14 protein-coding genes are annotated in these 16,441 nt (G+C 62.4%); 8 read left to right on the top strand and 6 right to left on the bottom strand.

The annotated features are described in order from the left end of the window. Nucleotides 1-50: 50 nt before the first annotated feature. From ABZ728_RS06625 to ABZ728_RS06605, 5 genes are read right to left on the bottom strand one after another with little or no spacing between them, the layout of a single operon-like run. Entirely contained in the window at nucleotides 51-830 is a 780-nt protein-coding gene (locus tag ABZ728_RS06625) for an N-acyl homoserine lactonase family protein (RefSeq protein WP_366655251.1), read from the bottom strand. Next, a complete protein-coding gene (locus tag ABZ728_RS06620; RefSeq protein WP_366655250.1) occupies nucleotides 827-2,113 on the bottom strand; it encodes an alpha/beta hydrolase in 1,287 nt (428 codons plus the stop codon). The genes ABZ728_RS06625 and ABZ728_RS06620 overlap by 4 nt, the downstream gene beginning before the upstream one ends. Next, nucleotides 2,113-3,015, bottom strand: a complete 903-nt coding sequence (locus ABZ728_RS06615; protein WP_366655249.1) for an NAD(P)-dependent oxidoreductase — start codon at nucleotides 3,013-3,015, stop codon at nucleotides 2,113-2,115. Before ABZ728_RS06615 ends, ABZ728_RS06620 begins: the two co-directional genes overlap by 1 nt. Beyond that, nucleotides 3,015-3,401 (bottom strand): 4-carboxymuconolactone decarboxylase, encoded by a 387-nt coding sequence (gene pcaC / locus ABZ728_RS06610; RefSeq protein WP_366655248.1) that lies wholly within the window; start codon nucleotides 3,399-3,401, stop codon nucleotides 3,015-3,017. Before pcaC ends, ABZ728_RS06615 begins: the two co-directional genes overlap by 1 nt. Continuing rightward, complete coding sequence (locus ABZ728_RS06605; RefSeq protein ID WP_366655247.1) at nucleotides 3,394-4,101, bottom strand: GntR family transcriptional regulator; 708 nt, start codon at nucleotides 4,099-4,101, stop codon at nucleotides 3,394-3,396. Before ABZ728_RS06605 ends, pcaC begins: the two co-directional genes overlap by 8 nt. 121 nt (nucleotides 4,102-4,222) lie before the next feature. Between ABZ728_RS06605 and ABZ728_RS06600 the strand changes: the two genes are divergently transcribed. From ABZ728_RS06600 to ABZ728_RS06570, 7 genes are all read left to right on the top strand, one after another. Next, entirely contained in the window at nucleotides 4,223-5,518 is a 1,296-nt protein-coding gene (locus ABZ728_RS06600) for an ABC transporter substrate-binding protein (protein ID WP_366655246.1), read from the top strand. An 86-nt stretch (nucleotides 5,519-5,604) separates the two neighbouring features. Next, a complete protein-coding gene (locus ABZ728_RS06595) occupies nucleotides 5,605-6,465 on the top strand; it encodes a branched-chain amino acid ABC transporter permease (protein ID WP_366655244.1) in 861 nt (286 codons plus the stop codon). Next, entirely contained in the window at nucleotides 6,465-7,487 is a 1,023-nt protein-coding gene (locus ABZ728_RS06590) for a branched-chain amino acid ABC transporter permease (RefSeq protein ID WP_366655242.1), read from the top strand. Before ABZ728_RS06595 ends, ABZ728_RS06590 begins: the two co-directional genes overlap by 1 nt. Next, nucleotides 7,484-8,239: an ABC transporter ATP-binding protein gene (locus tag ABZ728_RS06585; protein WP_366655240.1), complete on the top strand. Its 756-nt coding sequence runs from the start codon at nucleotides 7,484-7,486 to the stop codon at nucleotides 8,237-8,239. Before ABZ728_RS06590 ends, ABZ728_RS06585 begins: the two co-directional genes overlap by 4 nt. Beyond that, complete coding sequence (locus ABZ728_RS06580) at nucleotides 8,236-8,991, top strand: ABC transporter ATP-binding protein (protein WP_366655239.1); 756 nt, start codon at nucleotides 8,236-8,238, stop codon at nucleotides 8,989-8,991. Before ABZ728_RS06585 ends, ABZ728_RS06580 begins: the two co-directional genes overlap by 4 nt. A gap of 241 nt (nucleotides 8,992-9,232) precedes the next feature. Then, nucleotides 9,233-9,976 carry a response regulator transcription factor gene (locus ABZ728_RS06575; protein WP_366655237.1) on the top strand — a complete coding sequence of 248 codons (744 nt, stop codon included), beginning with the start codon at nucleotides 9,233-9,235 and terminating at the stop codon, nucleotides 9,974-9,976. 166 nt (nucleotides 9,977-10,142) lie between these two features. After that, nucleotides 10,143-10,547 (top strand): cupin domain-containing protein, encoded by a 405-nt coding sequence (locus tag ABZ728_RS06570; RefSeq protein WP_366655235.1) that lies wholly within the window; start codon nucleotides 10,143-10,145, stop codon nucleotides 10,545-10,547. A 113-nt stretch (nucleotides 10,548-10,660) separates the two neighbouring features. On the opposite strand, the gene ABZ728_RS06565 is transcribed toward ABZ728_RS06570, so the two are convergent. Beyond that, entirely contained in the window at nucleotides 10,661-15,007 is a 4,347-nt protein-coding gene (locus tag ABZ728_RS06565; RefSeq protein ID WP_366655234.1) for a chemotaxis protein CheB, read from the bottom strand. A 593-nt stretch (nucleotides 15,008-15,600) separates the two neighbouring features. On the opposite strand from ABZ728_RS06565, the gene ABZ728_RS06560 reads away from it, so the two are divergent. Further along, nucleotides 15,601-16,383: a response regulator transcription factor gene (locus ABZ728_RS06560; protein WP_366655232.1), complete on the top strand. Its 783-nt coding sequence runs from the start codon at nucleotides 15,601-15,603 to the stop codon at nucleotides 16,381-16,383. Nucleotides 16,384-16,441 lie beyond the last annotated feature (58 nt).

The following is a 16,441-nucleotide window of genomic DNA, read 5'->3' as shown; positions in this document are numbered from 1 at the left end:
TCCTTGCCTGCGTCGAGGTTTTCGAACGGTTCCGGGAACGATATCCGCTATCACCCCGTGATATGAACCGTATCGGGCAGCGGACCGGCGGGGAAGCGGGTCAGGACATCGGGGTCGTGGCCGGGAATGATGAGGCCGGGATCGTCGGCGGCGGCGGCAAGGCGTTCGTAGCCGTCCAGCGTCTGCACCATGTCCACGACGATCGGGAACGGGTGGCGTTCGGTGAAGGTGTCGTAGAAATGGGCGGCGTCTGACGCCAGCACCATCCAGCCGTGGCGGGTGTGGACGCGCAGGAACTGCAGGCCCCGCGAATGGCCGCCGACCAGTTTCAGCTCGACACCGGGGCAGATTTCGGAATCACCACGATGAAAGCGCAGCCGGTCGCGATAGGTGCGACGGACCATTTCGCAAACGTCGTCGACATTGAACGGTGCGTTGACCAGCCGATGGCGCATGGCAGGGCTGGTGGCAAAGGCCAGTTCGGCTTCCTGAATGTGGATCGGCACATCCGGCACGCGCGCCAGATTGCCGGCATGGTCGTAGTGCAGGTGGGTGATGGCGATGTCGGTCAGCTTTTCCGCCGGCCAGCCGAGTTTGCCGACGGCCTCGATCGGGCATTGCAGAAAGGTCCGGCCGCGCGCCTTTGCCGTTTCCGCCGAAAAGCCGGTATCGACCAGGATCGCGCGATCGCCGCCGACCACCAGCCAGACGAAATAATCCAGTTGCCGGGGGACATCGTGGCTGTCGGAATGCAGGAAGCATTCGGCGTGGGTGCGTTTGCAGAAGCCATAGCGCACGGCATAGATGTCGAATTGAGGCAGGGCCGTCATGGATTGCTCCGGTCAGGTTTCTTGTCGGTACGGCCGTCGTCGACGAAGGCCAGCGCGTCGGCAAGATAGCGGGTGAACACGGGCGGGTTCTCGATCATCGGAAAATGGCCGAGTTCGGTCATTTCCACGAACCGCGACTGCGGCAGGACCGCGTGCAGTTTTTGCGTCGATGCCGGTGACGCGGAATAGTCATAGCTGCCGGTAAGCAGCGCGACCGGCATCTTGGCGGCGTTCAGCCGGGTGGCCACGGCGGAACCGTCGAAGGCCCGGCTGTAAAAGGCGATGTCGTTGACATAGGTGGAAAAACCGCCCTGGCTGTAGATCCAGGTGGCGAGGTCGCGATAGCGCTCCGGGCTGTGCGGGCTCATCAGGCTGCGGACATAGGCCGGGACGAAGCGCGTCTGGTCGAGGCCCGGATCGGACAGATCCGCTGAGCGGCGATCGGGCGAACGTTCCGGCGCTTCGACCGCAATCGCCCCTGCGACCAGATCCGGGTGGTCGGCGGCGGTCATCAGCGCGGCCATGGCGCCCATGGAGCAGCCAATCAGGATCGCAGGCTCACCGACGACACGCTCCATGAAGGTCTTGCACCAGCCGATATAGGCTTTGGCGTCAAGGTCGGCGCGCTCGAACGGCGAGCGATCGGTCAGCGGCAGGGAACGCCCGTGGCGCGGCATGTCGAAGGCATAGAGCCGGCGGTTCCGGGACAGTCCACCATCGGCCAGTTGAAAGTGGAACTGGCGGCTGTCGGCGCCGGCGGTGTGCAGGAAAACCACCGGCGGCAGCGACGGATCGACCGTCGGGCCCGAGCTTTCGAAGTAAATCCGGGCGCGCTCGCCGGTGTCCGTCGCCAGATCGGCATAGCGGCCCACCGGCAGCGCCGCGTCTCCGGCCCAGGGCGCGCCATCATCCATGCGTACCGGGGCCGCCAGTTCGAACAGACGTTCCAGTGCCGGACGAGCGCGGGCCAGCAGACCGGGTCGCCCGTCGATTTTGAGTTGCGCGCCGGTTGCCAACGCTGCGCCCAGACCATGACCGCCCGGCGGGGCGGTGCCCGACATCAATCCGTGCCAGAAGCTGTCGGGGGCCGACAGTGTCAACGCCGGTGCCGGACCCGACTCTGGCCCCGATTTCGGCCATTCAATCGGGTCGGCCAGGACGATCCGGCCGATCGGGACTTCGCCCGTCAGCGCCACGGATACGTCGACACCCCCGGCCAGACTTGCCAGCACGCGGTCGGCCTGCGCGCGCCGACGCCAGGCGTCAAACCGCCCTTCGGTCATTATTGGCCCCCGACTCCGGCGAGACCCGCCTTGGCCGCGACAAAGCGATAGACTTCCGTATGGTCGGCCTGGTCACCCAGCATGTCGCGCGCTTCCTCGCACATGTCGGCGACGAAGTTCAGTTGGCGCAGATCGAGCTTGCCGCGCTGGGCCAGCGTGCGGGCGATGCCGACATCCTTGCTCATCAGCGACAGCAGGAAGTCGGAATTGAACGCCTCGTTGGTGATGTACTGGGCCAGCTTGTTTTCGGTCGAGTTGCTCTTGCCCGTCGACGCATTCAGCACGAAGACATAGTTCTCGTCGCTGATGCCCTGATTGCGGGCCAGGACCAGGCCCTCGCTGGCGGCGATCAGCCCGGCGGCGGAGACGTAATTGTTGATCACCTTCATGGCGTGACCGGTGCCGGTGGGGCCGGTTTCCAGGGTCTTGGCGCCCATGGCCTCGAACAGCGGCCGGCAGCGGGCGAGCGTGTCGCTGTCGCCGCCCGCGATGATCGCCAGTGAGCCCTGCACCGCCTTCTTGACGCCGCCGGAAACCGGGGCGTCGATCAGCGTTCCGCCAGCGGCTTCGGTCTTCGCCGCCAGTTGCCGGGTGGAATCCGGATCCGACGAGCTCATGTCGATGATCACGGTGCCCGGCTGCAGCGCCGACATAACACCCTTGTCACCCTCCAGCACCGCTTCGACGATCGCACTATTGGGCAGCATGGTGATGATGCGATCGCATTGGCCCGCCAGGTCGGCCGGGCTGGCGGCCGCTTGCGCCCCCAGTTCGGCCGCCAGTTGGTCGGCAACGCCCGGCACGGCATCGTGGAGCACCAGGCCGAAGCCGGCCCTGGCCAGATTACTCGCCATCGGTCGGCCCATCCGGCCGAGCCCGATGAACCCGACGCGTTCCGTCATCACTTGTTCTCCGCTTCACGCTCGGCAAAGACCTCGCGGGCGATGCGAAAACTGTCGATGGCGGCGGGCACGCCGCAATAGATCGCCGTCTGCAGCAGGACTTCGCGAATGTCGTCCTTGGTCAGGCCGTTGTTCAGGGCGCCATGCAGGTGGAGCTTGATTTCATGCGGCCGGTTCAGCGCGGTTAGCATGGCCAGATTGATCAGGCTGCGGTCGCGCCTGGACAGTTCCTCGCGGCCCCAGACCGATCCCCAGCAATACGACGTAACCAGTTCCTGCAGCGGCCGATTGAAGTCGTCGGCGTTGGCGATCGCCTTGTCGACATACTCCGCGCCCAGCACTTCACGGCGGATTTTCAGGCCCTTTTCGTAATTGTCGTCACTCATCTCGTTGTTCCCTCTGTTTTGAAGTTGCAGTTTCGGAATGGGATTGCGCCGCCCGCAGGGCGTCGAGCGCGACGTTGGCGGCGGAACGGACATGGCTCTGACAGGCGGCCCGGGCATTTTCCGGATCGCCGGTATCGATGGCATCGAGGATCGCCTGCATTTCGTCGCGCGTCTGCTGCAGGCGCCCCGGCGACGACAGCGACATGCCGCGCAGCAGGGCGATGCGGTTGTTCAGCAGGGTCAGGGTCTCGCGGACCACGTTGTTGCGGCAGCCGTCCAGCAGGATGGCGTAGATCCGGTTCTTGATTGCAACGAGTTGCTGCCGGTCGAGCGGCTCGGGCTGTGCACCCAGATCCGCTACGGCCTCGTGCAACTGGCGGCGCTGGTCGGCGTCGGCGTGCCGGGTGAATCCGTGGCCGGCAAGCCCTTCGAGCACTTCGCGCACCTCGTAGATCGCCTGTGCCTCGTCAGCGGTGACGCGTGCGACGAACGGGCCGCGGTGGGGCACGTGTTCTATGAACCCCTCGGCGGCGAGATGGCTCAAAGCTTCGCGGAGCGACGTCCGCGACACGCCCAGGAGATCGCACAATTCGCGTTCGACAAGCTTCTCGCCCGGCTGGAACCGGCCGTTCATGATGTTCTGCCGCATCGTGTCGACGACCTGATCGGCGAGCGACAGACGGTGGCGTTGAATTTTCATGGTGTCGTTCATCGGCTCCATAGTCGAAAATTGTATGACAGTCTGTCAATCAGTTTGACGGCTGAAAGGAAAGGGTCCTATGGTTTAGAACACTAAATGAAATTCCTCGGGAGGAATCGCCATGAAAAAGACGCCGAAAACGGATCATCGCCTGTGGATGCCCAGTTCCGGGATCGCTGGAATCGGGAATGCGGGCAAGGGGTTGGGACGCCGCCGCGTGTTGCAGGGGTCGGCCGCGCTGGCTGGCGCCGCTCTGGCCGCGCCCTTTGCCTCCAGGGGGCTGCTGGCGAGCAACGGTGACATCAATATCGGGGTCGTCGTGCCGCTGTCGGGCGCCAATGCGCAGTTCGGCATCAATTCCCGCAACGGCATTCAACTGGTCGCCGACGAAATCAACGAGGCCGGCGGTATCGAAGCACTTGGCGGCGCGCGCATCAATCTGATCATCGCCGACTCTACCTCCACGCCGTCGACGGCGGCCAACGTGGCGCAGAGGATGATTTCACAGGACAACGTGACCGCCATTCTGGGCGCGTTCGCGTCGTCGTTGACGCTGGCGATTTCTCAGGTGACAGAACGCCGGGGCATCCCGCTGCTGACCATGTCGTTCTCCGACGAGATCACCGGACGCGGCTTCCAGAATGTGTTCCAGGTCGTCTCCAAGGCATCGGATATCGGCCGCGCACAGTTCGATTATACCGTCGCACTGGCCGAGGCAGCGGGCGAGTCGCTGGACCGTGTGGCGATCATGTACGAGGACACGGCCTATGGCACGTCTCAAGCCGGCGGCCTGCGCGCCGCCGCCGAAGAGGCCGGGATCGAGATCGTCATGGACGAGGCCTATCCACTGGGCATCACCGACGTGAACCCGCTGATCCGCAATCTGCGCAATTCCGAAGCGCAGGTCGTGTTTCCGGTCTCGTATCTGAACGACTCTCTGCTCATCGTCCGCACCATGCGTCAGCAGGGACTGGACACGCCGGCGGTCGGCGGTGCGGCGGGTTACGTCATTCCCGATTTCCGCGACGGGCTGGGCGAGTTGTCGGACGGCGTGCTGTCGATCTCGCCCGCCAATTACGACGGGGCGCCGGAATACACCGAGCGGTTCCGCGAGCGGTTCGGCTATTTCATGGTCCACGAGGCGCTGGAGCACGCGGCCCTGATGGGCGTGTTGAAATCGGCGCTGGAGATCGCCGGAACGACCGACAGCGACGCCCTGCGCGACGCCTTGCGCAACAACACGTTCAACGAAGGCTGGGCGTCGGTGATGAGCGGCGGCGAGATCGACTTCGACGAGACCGGCCTGAATGTCAACGCCATCCCGGTCATGGTCCAATGGCAGGGTGGCGAACTGGTAACGGTCTATCCCGAAGAGGCCGCCACAGCGTCGGCATTGTGGCGCGGCGAGCCGATCTGACCCGACAGGCGGTCCGGTCCGACTGAAGTGCCGGGCCGCAATTCTTCTGGGCAGATATCTGGGCACATAGAGGAGTGGGCGAGGGTATGAACGTCATTCAGGCCCTGTTGGACGGGATCATGATCGGCGGCGTCTATGCAGTGCTGGCGATCGGGCTGAGCCTGGTTTTCGGGATCATGCACATCATCAATTTCTCGCACGCGGAATTCGTGATGGTCGGCATGTTCACGGCCTATTTCATCTGGCTGTTCCTGGGGCTCGATCCGCTGATCGGCGCCTTCTTCGCCTTCGCCTTTGCGTTCGTGCTGGGAATGGGCATTCAGCACCTGCTGATCCGGCGGGTGCTGGATGCGCCGCCGGTGGCGCAGATATTTCTGACCGTCGGATTGCTGATCGTCCTCGAAAACGGGGCGCTGCTGCTGTTCGGATCGGAATTCCGTTCGGTGCAGACGCCTTATCAGACCATGGCGCTGTTCATCGGCCCGATCTATATCAGCGTGCCGTATCTGCTGGCCTTCTGCATGTCGCTTGGTTGCGGCGTCGCGCTGTGGCTCTTCCTGCGCTATACCTCGCTCGGCTGGGCGATGCGGGCAACCGCCCAGAACGCCATGGCCGCACGTCTGATGGGCATCGATCCCGACCGGGTGCGCCGCATCGCGTTCGGCATTGGCGCCGGAACGACGGCTTTCGGGGGTGCAATCATCCTGCCCTATCTGACGGCGTCTCCGACCGTGGGCAGCCAGTTCGTGGTGCTGATGTTCACGGCGGTCGTGCTGGGCGGACTGGGCAATGTTCTGGGCGCGGTCGTGGGCGGCCTCGCGGTCGGCATCATCCAGTCGATGTCGACCCTGATCCTGCCGATCCAGTTGCAGAACCTGACCCTTTTCGTCGTCTTCATCGCTGTGCTGGCGCTGCGGCCCCAGGGTCTGCTCAAGGGAGGTTCGTGATGTCGGTTGCCGGGATGACGGGCGTCGCGCTGGGGCGGCCGGTCGGGACGGCGCGCTGGCTGGCCATCGGCCTGCTGGTTGCCGTTGCTGCAGCGATCCCCCTGGGGCTCGACGGCGATGGCTATGTCATGCGCGTCCTGACCATGACGCTGCTGTTCGCCACTTTGGGTCAGGCGTGGAACATGATCGGCGGGCTGGCCAACCAGCTTTCGCTCGGCCATGCCGCCTTTTTCGGAGTTGGCGCCTATACCTCGACGATCCTGTTGCGCGATCTGAATGTCAGCCCGTGGCTCGGCATGGGCGCCGGTGCGGCGCTGGCCGCGGTCGCCGCCCTGTTGTTGAGCGTGCCGACATTCCGGCTGCGCGGGCACTATTTCGCTCTGGCGACACTGGCCTTCGGTGAGGTGATGCGCGTCATCGCGATCAGCTGGTCGTCGATGACGGGCGGACCGGTCGGGATATCGGTGCCGTATCTGCCCGACGGCAGTTTCGCCATGATGCAGTTCAGCGGCGCGATGCCGTATTACTACATCACGCTGGTGGCGCTTATCCTGGTGACGGGCCTGTTCTGGTGGATGAAGGAAAGCGCGCTGGGCTATCGCCTCCGGGCGATCCGCGAGAACCCCGAGGCGGCAGAGGTCATCGGCGTCGACACCTATCGCACCAAGCTGATCGCCAGCGTCGTTTCGGCCATGGTGACGGCGTGTCTTGGCGTCATTTATGCCCAGTTCAATTATTTCTTCGACCCCGATCAGATTTTCAGTCTGGCGTCGGTTTCGGTCAAGATCGCACTGACGGCGATCATTGGCGGCGTCGGCCTCGTCTTCGGGCCGATCCTGGGCGCCTTTCTGATCGTGCCGTTCGAGGAACTCGCCAACGCGACCCTCGGCGGCCGGGCGGCGGGGCTATCTGCCTTCGCCTATGGACTTGTGCTAATCGCGCTGATCCTGCTGCAGCCGCGCGGTCTGGTCTATCTGATCATCCAGATTTCCGAGCGCTTCGGGGGGAAAGACCGATCATGACCGATACCGACGACATTCTTCGCGTTACCGATCTGACCTGCCGGTTTGGCGGTCTGGTCGCTGTCGATCAGGTGAGCTTCAGCCTGCCGAGCGGTCAGATTCTGGGGCTGATCGGACCGAACGGCGCTGGCAAGACGACGTTGTTCAACATGCTGGTCGGCCTGCAGGCGCCCAGCGGCGGCGAGATCCGGCTCCAGGGCCAGAACATCGTCGGTGCCAAGCCGCACCGTGTCTGCGCAATGGGCATGACCAAGACGTTCCAGAACGGCGCGATCTTCCCCGAAAGCAGCGTGCTGGACAATGTGCTGACCGGTGCGTTGCTGCGCCACGATATGCTCGACGCGCGCCGGATCGCGGAAAGCATGCTGGCGCGGGCTGGTATGGACGCCATTGCCCGGAAGAAGGCCGGCGACCTGTCATTCCCCGAACGCGCGCGGGTGGAAGTGGCCCGCGCCCTGTGCACCGAACCGAAAATCCTGCTGCTGGACGAAGTCATGGCCGCGCTCAACGCCGTCGAGATGGCCGACTTCATGACCTTCGTGCGCCAATTGAGAGACGAGGGACTGACCATCATCTGCGTCGAACATCATATGAAGGCGATCATGAGCCTGTGCGACCGTATCCTGGTGCTGAATTTCGGCCAGCTGATCGCCGACGGGACGCCGGTCGAAATCGCCCATGATCCCAAAGTCGTCGAAGCGTATCTGGGCAAGCCCTATTCCGAGGCCAAAGCCGAAGAGGTGTCGGTATGAGCGGGGCCGGGAACGGGACTGGGAACGGGGCGGGCGCCGCCGACGTCATTCTCGATGTCCGCGACGTCCGTGCTGCCTATGACAAGACCGACGTGCTGACCGGCGTCAGTCTGGAGGTCCGGCGCGGAGAGTTCGTCTGCGTCATCGGCGCCAATACCGCCGGCAAGACGACGCTGCTGAAGACGATCTCGCGCCTCATTCCCCGGTCTTCGGGGACGATCACGCTGGACGGCGCCGACCTGATGGGCCGTCGCGCCCACGAGGTGCCGGCGCTGGGTTTGGCCCATGTGCCCGAGGGCCGGCATGTCTTTCCCGACATGACAGTGGTCGAGAACCTGAAACTGGGGGCTTATACGGTCGGCGACCCGGGCGTGGTCGAGGGTCGGCTTCGCCGCGTCTTCGACCTGTTCCCGCGCCTTGCGGAGCGCCAGCGCCAGCATGCCGGGACACTGTCCGGCGGCGAGCAGCAGATGGTTGCGGTCGGGCGCGCCCTGATGCTGGAGCCAAAGCTGCTTGTGCTCGACGAGCCCAGCCACGGGCTGGCGCCGATCGTGGTCGAGGAACTGCACAACCGGCTGGTGGAGATCAACCGCTCCGGCGTTTCGGTGCTGCTGGTCGAGCAGAACGTCCAGATGGCGCTGTCCGTCGCCCAACGCGGATATGTGCTGCAATCCGGCCAGTTTGTCCTGTCGGGATCGGCTGAGGCACTGATGAAGGACGACAAGGTGCGCGAGGCTTATCTCGGAATCTGACCGTTGGGCCATCGCGCGGCGGACGAACTCGGGTGCCGTCACGCTGCCTCGATGACGCCGGATGATCAAGGGGTAGTGAGCAACGATATTATACGTACTTTCCGCAGACGAATGGATGTCGCTGGACGTTTTATACAAAAAATACGAATAAATAAAACAAGAGATGCGAAGCATCCGACTGAGCCGTTTACGTGTTCTTGCTTATTAGTTTATCAACCTATAATGTAAGGACGGTCGAAAAATGAGTACGCATTTGGAGGTAGAGCGGGCGCTGTCATGGACGGATGTGGTCGTTGTCGATCAGAGCCGGCTTTGCCGGGAGGGCATGAAGCGTCTGCTCGAGTCCACACCATTTCGGATCGTGAACGAAGGGCGGCACCTCGGCGCCATGATGCCGGATCTGCGGCTGGCGGCGCACGCCCGCCGACTTCTCCTCGTGGAATGGTTCGATGACGACCCGGCACTCCTTGAAGCCGTTGCCGAACTGGCGGCGATGGAAAATTCCTACCGTGTTATCGCACTCAGCCCTCAGATGAATTCGGACAGCCTGGTTGCTGCTTTGCGCGCCGGTGTGCGGGCGTTTCTGCTCAGGGACCTGTCGGCCGATGCTTTGGTGCAGTCGATGCGACTGGTTCAGATCGGCGAGGTCGTGTTCCCGACCGAACTGGCTGCCACCCTGATTGGCGGTGGGGGCGACGCCTGGCAGAGTGGGCCTGGAGTGAGCATGCTGCCCGTTGCCCTGACCGAGCGTGAAATGATGGTATTGCGGTGTCTGGTGTCCGGTGAGTCGAACAAGGCAATCGCCCGTCGGCTGGAGGTCACTGAAGGCACGATAAAGATGCAGCTCAAGAGCCTGCTCAGAAAGATCAATGCTGGCAATCGCACCCAGGCGGCGATCTGGGCGCAGGCCCATGGTCTCGCAGCGCAGCCAGACGACGATTCCCCGGATTACGGCAGTCAGCAGCCGCAGATACGTCTGGCTTAGGTGTCGGTCTGGTGCCTTGGGGTTTCACCGGTCACAGCCCCTTCGGGCGAAGCCCAATCGGACAAGGCGCAATCCGACAAAGCAAGGATGAGAAGGCGAAGGAAATCGCGTAGTCTGTGCGGCGAATCTGATGTTTGACCCTTTGAGACCGCACGGAGCAAAGTAGATGGAAATCCGTCCAGCAGCCGACACCCCGACACGGCGCGTGCCAGCCGACTATTTCACCGGAACTGTCTGGCAGGATCCGATCAACGAGGCACCCGAACCGGCACGGGTCCGCGCCGTCCGAGTGACGTTCGAGCCGGCGGCCCGGACCAACTGGCATACCCATCCGCTTGGTCAGACCCTGCACGTTCTGACGGGAGTCGGCCGCATTCAGGTCTGGGGCGAGCCGGTCCGCGAGATCCGGCCGGGCGATTCAATCTGGATTCCACCCGGCGAAAAGCACTGGCACGGCGCATCGCCGACGATTGGCATGGTTCATCTGGCCATCCACGAGGCCCTCGACGGCGCGCACGCGGATTGGATGGAGCCGGTCACCGACGAGCAATACGCTGTCGCGCCAACCTGATCTGCCATCAAAGCAGAGCGTCACTTGCGGTTGCCAGTGACGACACCAGGGTTTGTCGCGGCCAACCACGCTGTTCCTTCGCCGGAACGCCGGGAACTGGAAGCGTCGTCCGGTTATCGTCCCGCCGCCAGGGCGAGCCGGACGAGCGCTGGCAGCGACGGCGTGCCGGTTTTCTGCATAACCGATGCCCGGTGATTTTCGACCGTCCGTTGGCTGATCCCCAGATCGGCGGCGATGTTCTTGTTGGAGTCGCCCGCAAGAACCTTTTCCAGCACCTGTTCCTCGCGCCGCGTCAAGCTGGCGAATTGCGCGGCGGCCGTCTGGCGCGATTGAGCCAGCGCCCGGCTGTCTCGTGATTGCTCCAATGCGCGGGCCACGCTTGCAATCAGATCGTCGGGATTGGCAGGCTTTTCGATAAAGTCCGACGCGCCCGATCTCATGGCGGCAACAGCCATGGCTGAATCGCCATGACCCGTGATCATGATCGACGGTATGTTGTGCCCTTCGTTCTTGAGCAGAGCCAACAGGGCCACGCCGTCCATCCCGGGCAGCCGTGCGTCGACAACCAAACAGGCGTCGCCGGATGGGCGCGGGGCATCAAGGAATGCTTCCGCTGAATTGTAGGTTTCGCTCGCCCACGCGTTTGATTTGAACAGGTGCCGCGAGCTGTCGCGAATGATCGGGTCATCGTCGATGATATGGATGGTCGGCCCAGCGGGCTGGAATCGGTCCTGGTCGGCCTCCTGCCCGCCGGGCTCCGGGTGAAGCGGAACGCTCGATGCCCATTGGAGCAGCGACTTGATCCGGGCGTTCAGCATCTCCGGGCTGGCCGGTTTGGCGATCGGCTGGCAGTTCGATTCCGTGATACCACGCAGAGCCGCTGTCGAGATATCGCCGGTCAGGACGATCGTCGGAACCGGGCGACCGAGAACACCGGAAAGGGCAGCGGCCAATTGCACGCCGTTCAAGGCATTGTGAAGGTCGAAATCGGTGAGAAGCAGGTCGGGCGTCACCGCCGGGTCGACCGCGCGTGACAGGGCGTCGGCGGCATCGCGTGCTGCAATAACATGGTGCCCTTCAGCGGTCAGCATGGCGGTCATGAGTTCGAGCAAATCCGGTTCGTCCTCGACCAACAGGATCGTTGCGCCGGGTGTTCCAGTGTCGGGCGCATCGTCGATATCGGAGGTCGATCCAGTCTTCCGAGGTTCGGGGAGTATGCCGACATCAAGGTGGGGTGAGGACGGCGAGACGGAATCCGACCGCAGCGATGCGGCCGGAACTTCGATCGCGAAACCGGAACCGTGGCCGATCCGTGAGCGGACCGATACCCGATGACCCAGAATTTCACCGAGATGCTTGACGATCGGCAGTCCCAGGCCGAGGCCGAAACTGCGGCCTTCACCGCCGGCGTCATTCTTGATTCGATGATAGGCTTCGAAAATTGCCGCCTGATCGGATTCCGCGATCCCGACGCCACTGTCCCAGACTTCGATGCTGACGTGATCGCCCCTTCGTCGACACCCAAGAAGTATACCCCCCTTGAGTGTGTACTTCATCGCGTTTGACAAGAGATTTCGCAGCATCTGTTCCAGCAGGCGCGGGTCGCTCCGCACCGTTGCGGTCGAGGGAAGGCCGCGCAGTCGAAGACCGTAATCCGCCGCCAGATCGGCATGGTCTTCGATCAGCCGCTCGATCAATGGTGCCAGGGGAAATGAGGCTATCTCGGGTTTTATCGCGCCAGCATCGATCCGATTGATGTCGAGCAGGGCGTCGAGCATTTCGGTCATCGATGCCAGTGTTCGGTCCTGCAGGGCCGCAAGTCGCCGGCGGTGCGCTTCGCCCTCGTCGTGGAGCAACAGCTTGTGGATCAGGGCCAGCGATTGCAGTGGCTGGCGCAGGTCGTGGCTGGCAGCTGCCAGGAAACGGGACTTGGCTGCATCGGCGCGTTCGGCCTTCAGACGCGCCGCGTCGAGGGCTTCGGCCGTCTTTCGGCGTTCTGTGATGTTGGTGTAGGTGATTACCACCCCTTCGACATGCCCACCCTCGACGCGATAGGGCTGAATGCGGCGCTGGTACCATGTATCGTCGGCCGATATGATCTCACGTTCGCTCGGTTCGTGTCCTTGAAGCACGGCGACGGCATCTTCGAGAAGGCCGGCATCGTTCGCCAGGCCCGCGAAATCCGCCAGGGGACGGCCGATATCGGTGGGGATGATGCGGAAAAGTGACTGCAGGGCCGGTGTGAAAAAGCGAATCTTCAACTCGGTGTCGAGAAATACGGTCGCAACGTCGGTGCTGTACAGGACGTTCTGCAAATCGTTGGCAGTGGTGCGGTGGCATTCCAGCGTTTCCTGCAGCTGACCATTGAGAGCGTTCAGTTCCTCGTTCAGCGACTGCAACTCTTCCTTGGAGGCAAGCAATTCCTCGTTGGTCGATTGATATTCTTCGTTGATCGACAACGCCTCTGCCGCATCCGCGCCATGTTCTTCAGCAGCCGTTTCCAGATCGCTGAGCGCAGCGCTCAATTCTGCCTTGACGGTTTCGAGTTCAGCCTCCAGCGCCAGGACCCGCTTGGGGGGCGCGGACTGATCGGCGTCGGATGGGGGCGGTGTGAAAGAGAGTTGCGACCGGTCATCGAAAAAGGAGACCAGCAAGAGGTTTTCATCCGCAGCGGCGATAGCCCGCATTTCGGCGGAAAAGGCGGCGCCATCGTCGGTCCGGCCACCGACAATCGTCACCACGGGATTTTCTGCGGTGCAGGATGCCGCCGCCGCGCGCAGTCTGACACGCAAGGACTTTGGCGCCATGGCGAGGAAGTCGTGGTTGGGATAGCCGGGTGCCAGCCGCAGATACCGGTCGGTTGGCCCCAGAAGATACAGGCATTCCAGACGCCGGTTCAGCAAAGCTGTTGCGGGGGCGTACGCGGTGATCAGCTGTTGGCGGCAGATTTCCGCATAATCCGTCCGCCGCCCGCCGGTCGGTTTCGCCGGAGTGGCCGGTTCGGGCCGGGCCCCTGAAACAAGTTTCAGATCGTCGGGTGAGTATTTTCCGACGCGGCGCCAAAGCCGCGCGGCCTTGTCGTTGGATTCAAACCGTCCGTTGAGGGCGCCCGGCGTTTCCGAACTGCCGAGCATCAGGAATCCGCCGGGCCGCAGCGCGAAACTGCACATCCCGATTGCCCGGCGCTGTCCTTCAGCGCCCAGATAGATCAGAAGGTTTCGGCAGGCGACAAGATCAATACGCGAAAACGGTGGGTCCGACAGCAGATCCTGGACCGTGAACACGATCTTGTCCCGAAGATGTGCCTGCACGCGCCAGCCACCGACCTCCTTGTTGAAAAAGCGTGCAAGACGTTCCCCGGATATGGCCGCGACCGCGCTGTCCGGATAGAACCCTTCGCGTGCAGTGGCGATGGCTTCGGCATCAATGTCGGACGCCAGGATCTGCAGCCCGATAGGCTCCTCCCGGGCTTCGATCGCTTCCAGGCACAGCATGCCGATGGAATAGGCTTCCTCGCCAGTGCTGCATCCCGCAACCCAGACCCGAAGCGGTTGGTCGGTCGGCCTTCCCTGCAACAGTTCGGGAATGGTGCTGGCCGCCAATCGATCAAAGGCGATCGTGTCGCGAAAGAACCCCGTCACATGTATCAGCAAATCGGCGGCCAAACGGTCAAGTTCTGCGGAATCCGACCGGAGAAGGTCGAGATATCGCGTCGAATCGGTCGGCGGAATGCTGGACATCGCCATCCGTTGGGCGATTCGTCTCTGTATCGTTCCGGTCTTGTAAAGCGTGACGTCCTGGCTGGTGCGACTTCGGACGAGATCGACGATTGCATTGAAGCTGTCCTGATCCAGTTCGACGTGCGCTCGCACGACCGGAGGCGCGGGTTTGGCCGCAGGCACCAGGGCGGCGTTTCGGGCAATATCCGCCAATACGGGCGGCATATGGGCCGTCGTCAGGATATGATCGACCAGACCGGTCTCGATCGCGCTGTTCGGCATGCCGGGATATTCGGCGTCGTCAGGATCCTGGGCGATCACCACGCCGCCTGCCGCGCGGACCGCGGCCAGACCCGCGCTACCATCGGCTCCCGTCCCGGACAACACGACGCAGACCGCGCGGCCGGCCATGTCCTTCACCAGTGATTGCAGGAAGAAATCGAACGGAAGCCGAGCGCCATGCCGTTCGCTCGGTGGGTTGAGATGGAGTGTGCCATTGGCAATCGATAAATAGGCGCCCGGCGGAATGACATAGAGACAACCAGGCTCGACCACCATGGACTCGGCGGCTTCTAGGACGGTCAGCGTCGTGTCTCGGGCCAGCAGATCGACCATCATGCTTTCGTGCGTCGGATCCAGGTGCAGGATCAACACGAATGCCAGTTTCGGCTCTTTGGGCAGAGCTTTCAGAAGCTTGCGACAGGATTGCAGACCGCCGGCAGACGCGCCGAGCGCAATCACCGGAAAAGTCCTGCCCGGGGGGTGGCCAATGTCCAACGCGGCCTCGTCGGCGCGCGTAGGCTGGCCCTCAGGGGCCGACGAGCGGTCGCGTATCAAAACAGAACTTTCGATCAATAACAGGTAACGCATACTACAATTTGGTGCCGCATAGTCCCAAAACAATGACCCTGGCGCTGTGCCCGGATTGCCCGATCGCCTTCCGGACGTCGCGGCGTGAGGTTCTGCGGATGGCGGCGCCAATCGCAAAGTCACTCGTGGAAGAAAATTGAGTAGATTCCGATGATACCCACCGCTTTGCATTTGTCATAAGTTCTGAAGCCGGACGTCGATCCGAAATTTTCAGTTTCTTTGAATTTTGGAAATGATTCCGGGCCCTTTCAAATCGGCCGATTTCGCACGTTTGTTGGTTGAGCCGATGGTGGGTACTTTTCAGCGCCGATTATCTTGTGGGCGCCCTTGTCACCAGGCGTTTCGGTCTCGCTTACGGCAATTTCGTCGCCGGAGCTGTGCATGGAAAGTGAGAGATATCTTGGTCTATCAATTATAGTATACGTGCGCCGAAATCAAGTAAAAGCAAGCAAAAGGTAGCATTTATGGATAGTGGAAGCCGCGAATTTGAGATTGAAGGGCTGCTGGAAGAGACAGCTGTCGTGGTTGTTGACCCAAGCCGCCTTTTTCGCGAAGGCATGAAACGCCTGTTCGAAACGACCAGGTTCAGAATCGTGGCGGAGGCCCAGCGTCTGGACGAGGTGATGCCGGAGCTTCGGCGGGGCGCGTCGGAAACTCGGCTTCTGATCGTCAAGTGGTGTGCCGATGATCCCGACTTCCTCAGGAACATCATCGAGTTGACTGCCGTGGGCAGCGGTTATCAGATCGTGGCCATCAACGACGAGGTTGAGTGTAACGACTTGATTGGTGCCCTGCGTTCCGGTGTGAAGGCCTTTCTGCTGAAGGATCTGTCGCCCGATGCCTTGATCGAGTCGTTGCGTTTGGTGGAGATGGGAGAAACGGTGTTTCCAACGGAATTGGGGGCGTTGTTGATTTCCGGCAGCGTGAGCTTTTCCCAGCGGCGCAGTTCGGCGGCTATACAGGCGGAGGCATCGATTACCAACCGCGAAATGAGTATTCTGCGACTCTTGATACGCGGTGAACCCAACAAGATTATTGCTTTTCAGCTCAATGTTACCGAAAGCACAATCAAGGTCCAGATGAAGTTTCTGTTCAAGAAGATAAACGTCGGCAATCGAACCAAGGCGGCGATCTGGGCATTGGATCGCGGCCTTGACCGCGTCGTTGATGACGAGCCGGAAATGCGGACCGATTGTGCTTCGCGTACGCCCAATGCCACTGCGGATATGGCGATGCGCTATGACTGAAGGACGCCGTCGCGCCAGTCAGGGCGTACCGCCCACCGATAGTGATATGCGGAGAATT

Source organism: Fodinicurvata sp. EGI_FJ10296 (assembly GCF_040712075.1).
In the GTDB taxonomy this organism is placed as follows: Bacteria; Pseudomonadota; Alphaproteobacteria; order DSM-16000; family Inquilinaceae; genus JBFCVL01.
Note: the sequence above shows the minus strand (reverse complement) of the source record. Positions and strands in the feature narration are given on the sequence as shown.

Coding starts and splice junctions, on each gene's coding strand:
- ABZ728_RS06625 (WP_366655251.1), bottom strand. CDS start 830: ATGACGGCCCTGCCTCAATTCGACATCTATGCCGTGCGCTATGGCTTC.
- ABZ728_RS06620 (WP_366655250.1), bottom strand. CDS start 2,113: ATGACCGAAGGGCGGTTTGACGCCTGGCGTCGGCGCGCGCAGGCCGAC.
- ABZ728_RS06615 (WP_366655249.1), bottom strand. CDS start 3,015: ATGACGGAACGCGTCGGGTTCATCGGGCTCGGCCGGATGGGCCGACCG.
- pcaC (WP_366655248.1), bottom strand. CDS start 3,401: ATGAGTGACGACAATTACGAAAAGGGCCTGAAAATCCGCCGTGAAGTG.
- ABZ728_RS06605 (WP_366655247.1), bottom strand. CDS start 4,101: ATGAAAATTCAACGCCACCGTCTGTCGCTCGCCGATCAGGTCGTCGAC.
- ABZ728_RS06600 (WP_366655246.1), top strand. CDS start 4,223: ATGAAAAAGACGCCGAAAACGGATCATCGCCTGTGGATGCCCAGTTCC.
- ABZ728_RS06595 (WP_366655244.1), top strand. CDS start 5,605: ATGAACGTCATTCAGGCCCTGTTGGACGGGATCATGATCGGCGGCGTC.
- ABZ728_RS06590 (WP_366655242.1), top strand. CDS start 6,465: ATGTCGGTTGCCGGGATGACGGGCGTCGCGCTGGGGCGGCCGGTCGGG.
- ABZ728_RS06585 (WP_366655240.1), top strand. CDS start 7,484: ATGACCGATACCGACGACATTCTTCGCGTTACCGATCTGACCTGCCGG.
- ABZ728_RS06580 (WP_366655239.1), top strand. CDS start 8,236: ATGAGCGGGGCCGGGAACGGGACTGGGAACGGGGCGGGCGCCGCCGAC.
- ABZ728_RS06575 (WP_366655237.1), top strand. CDS start 9,233: ATGAGTACGCATTTGGAGGTAGAGCGGGCGCTGTCATGGACGGATGTG.
- ABZ728_RS06570 (WP_366655235.1), top strand. CDS start 10,143: ATGGAAATCCGTCCAGCAGCCGACACCCCGACACGGCGCGTGCCAGCC.
- ABZ728_RS06560 (WP_366655232.1), top strand. CDS start 15,601: ATGGATAGTGGAAGCCGCGAATTTGAGATTGAAGGGCTGCTGGAAGAG.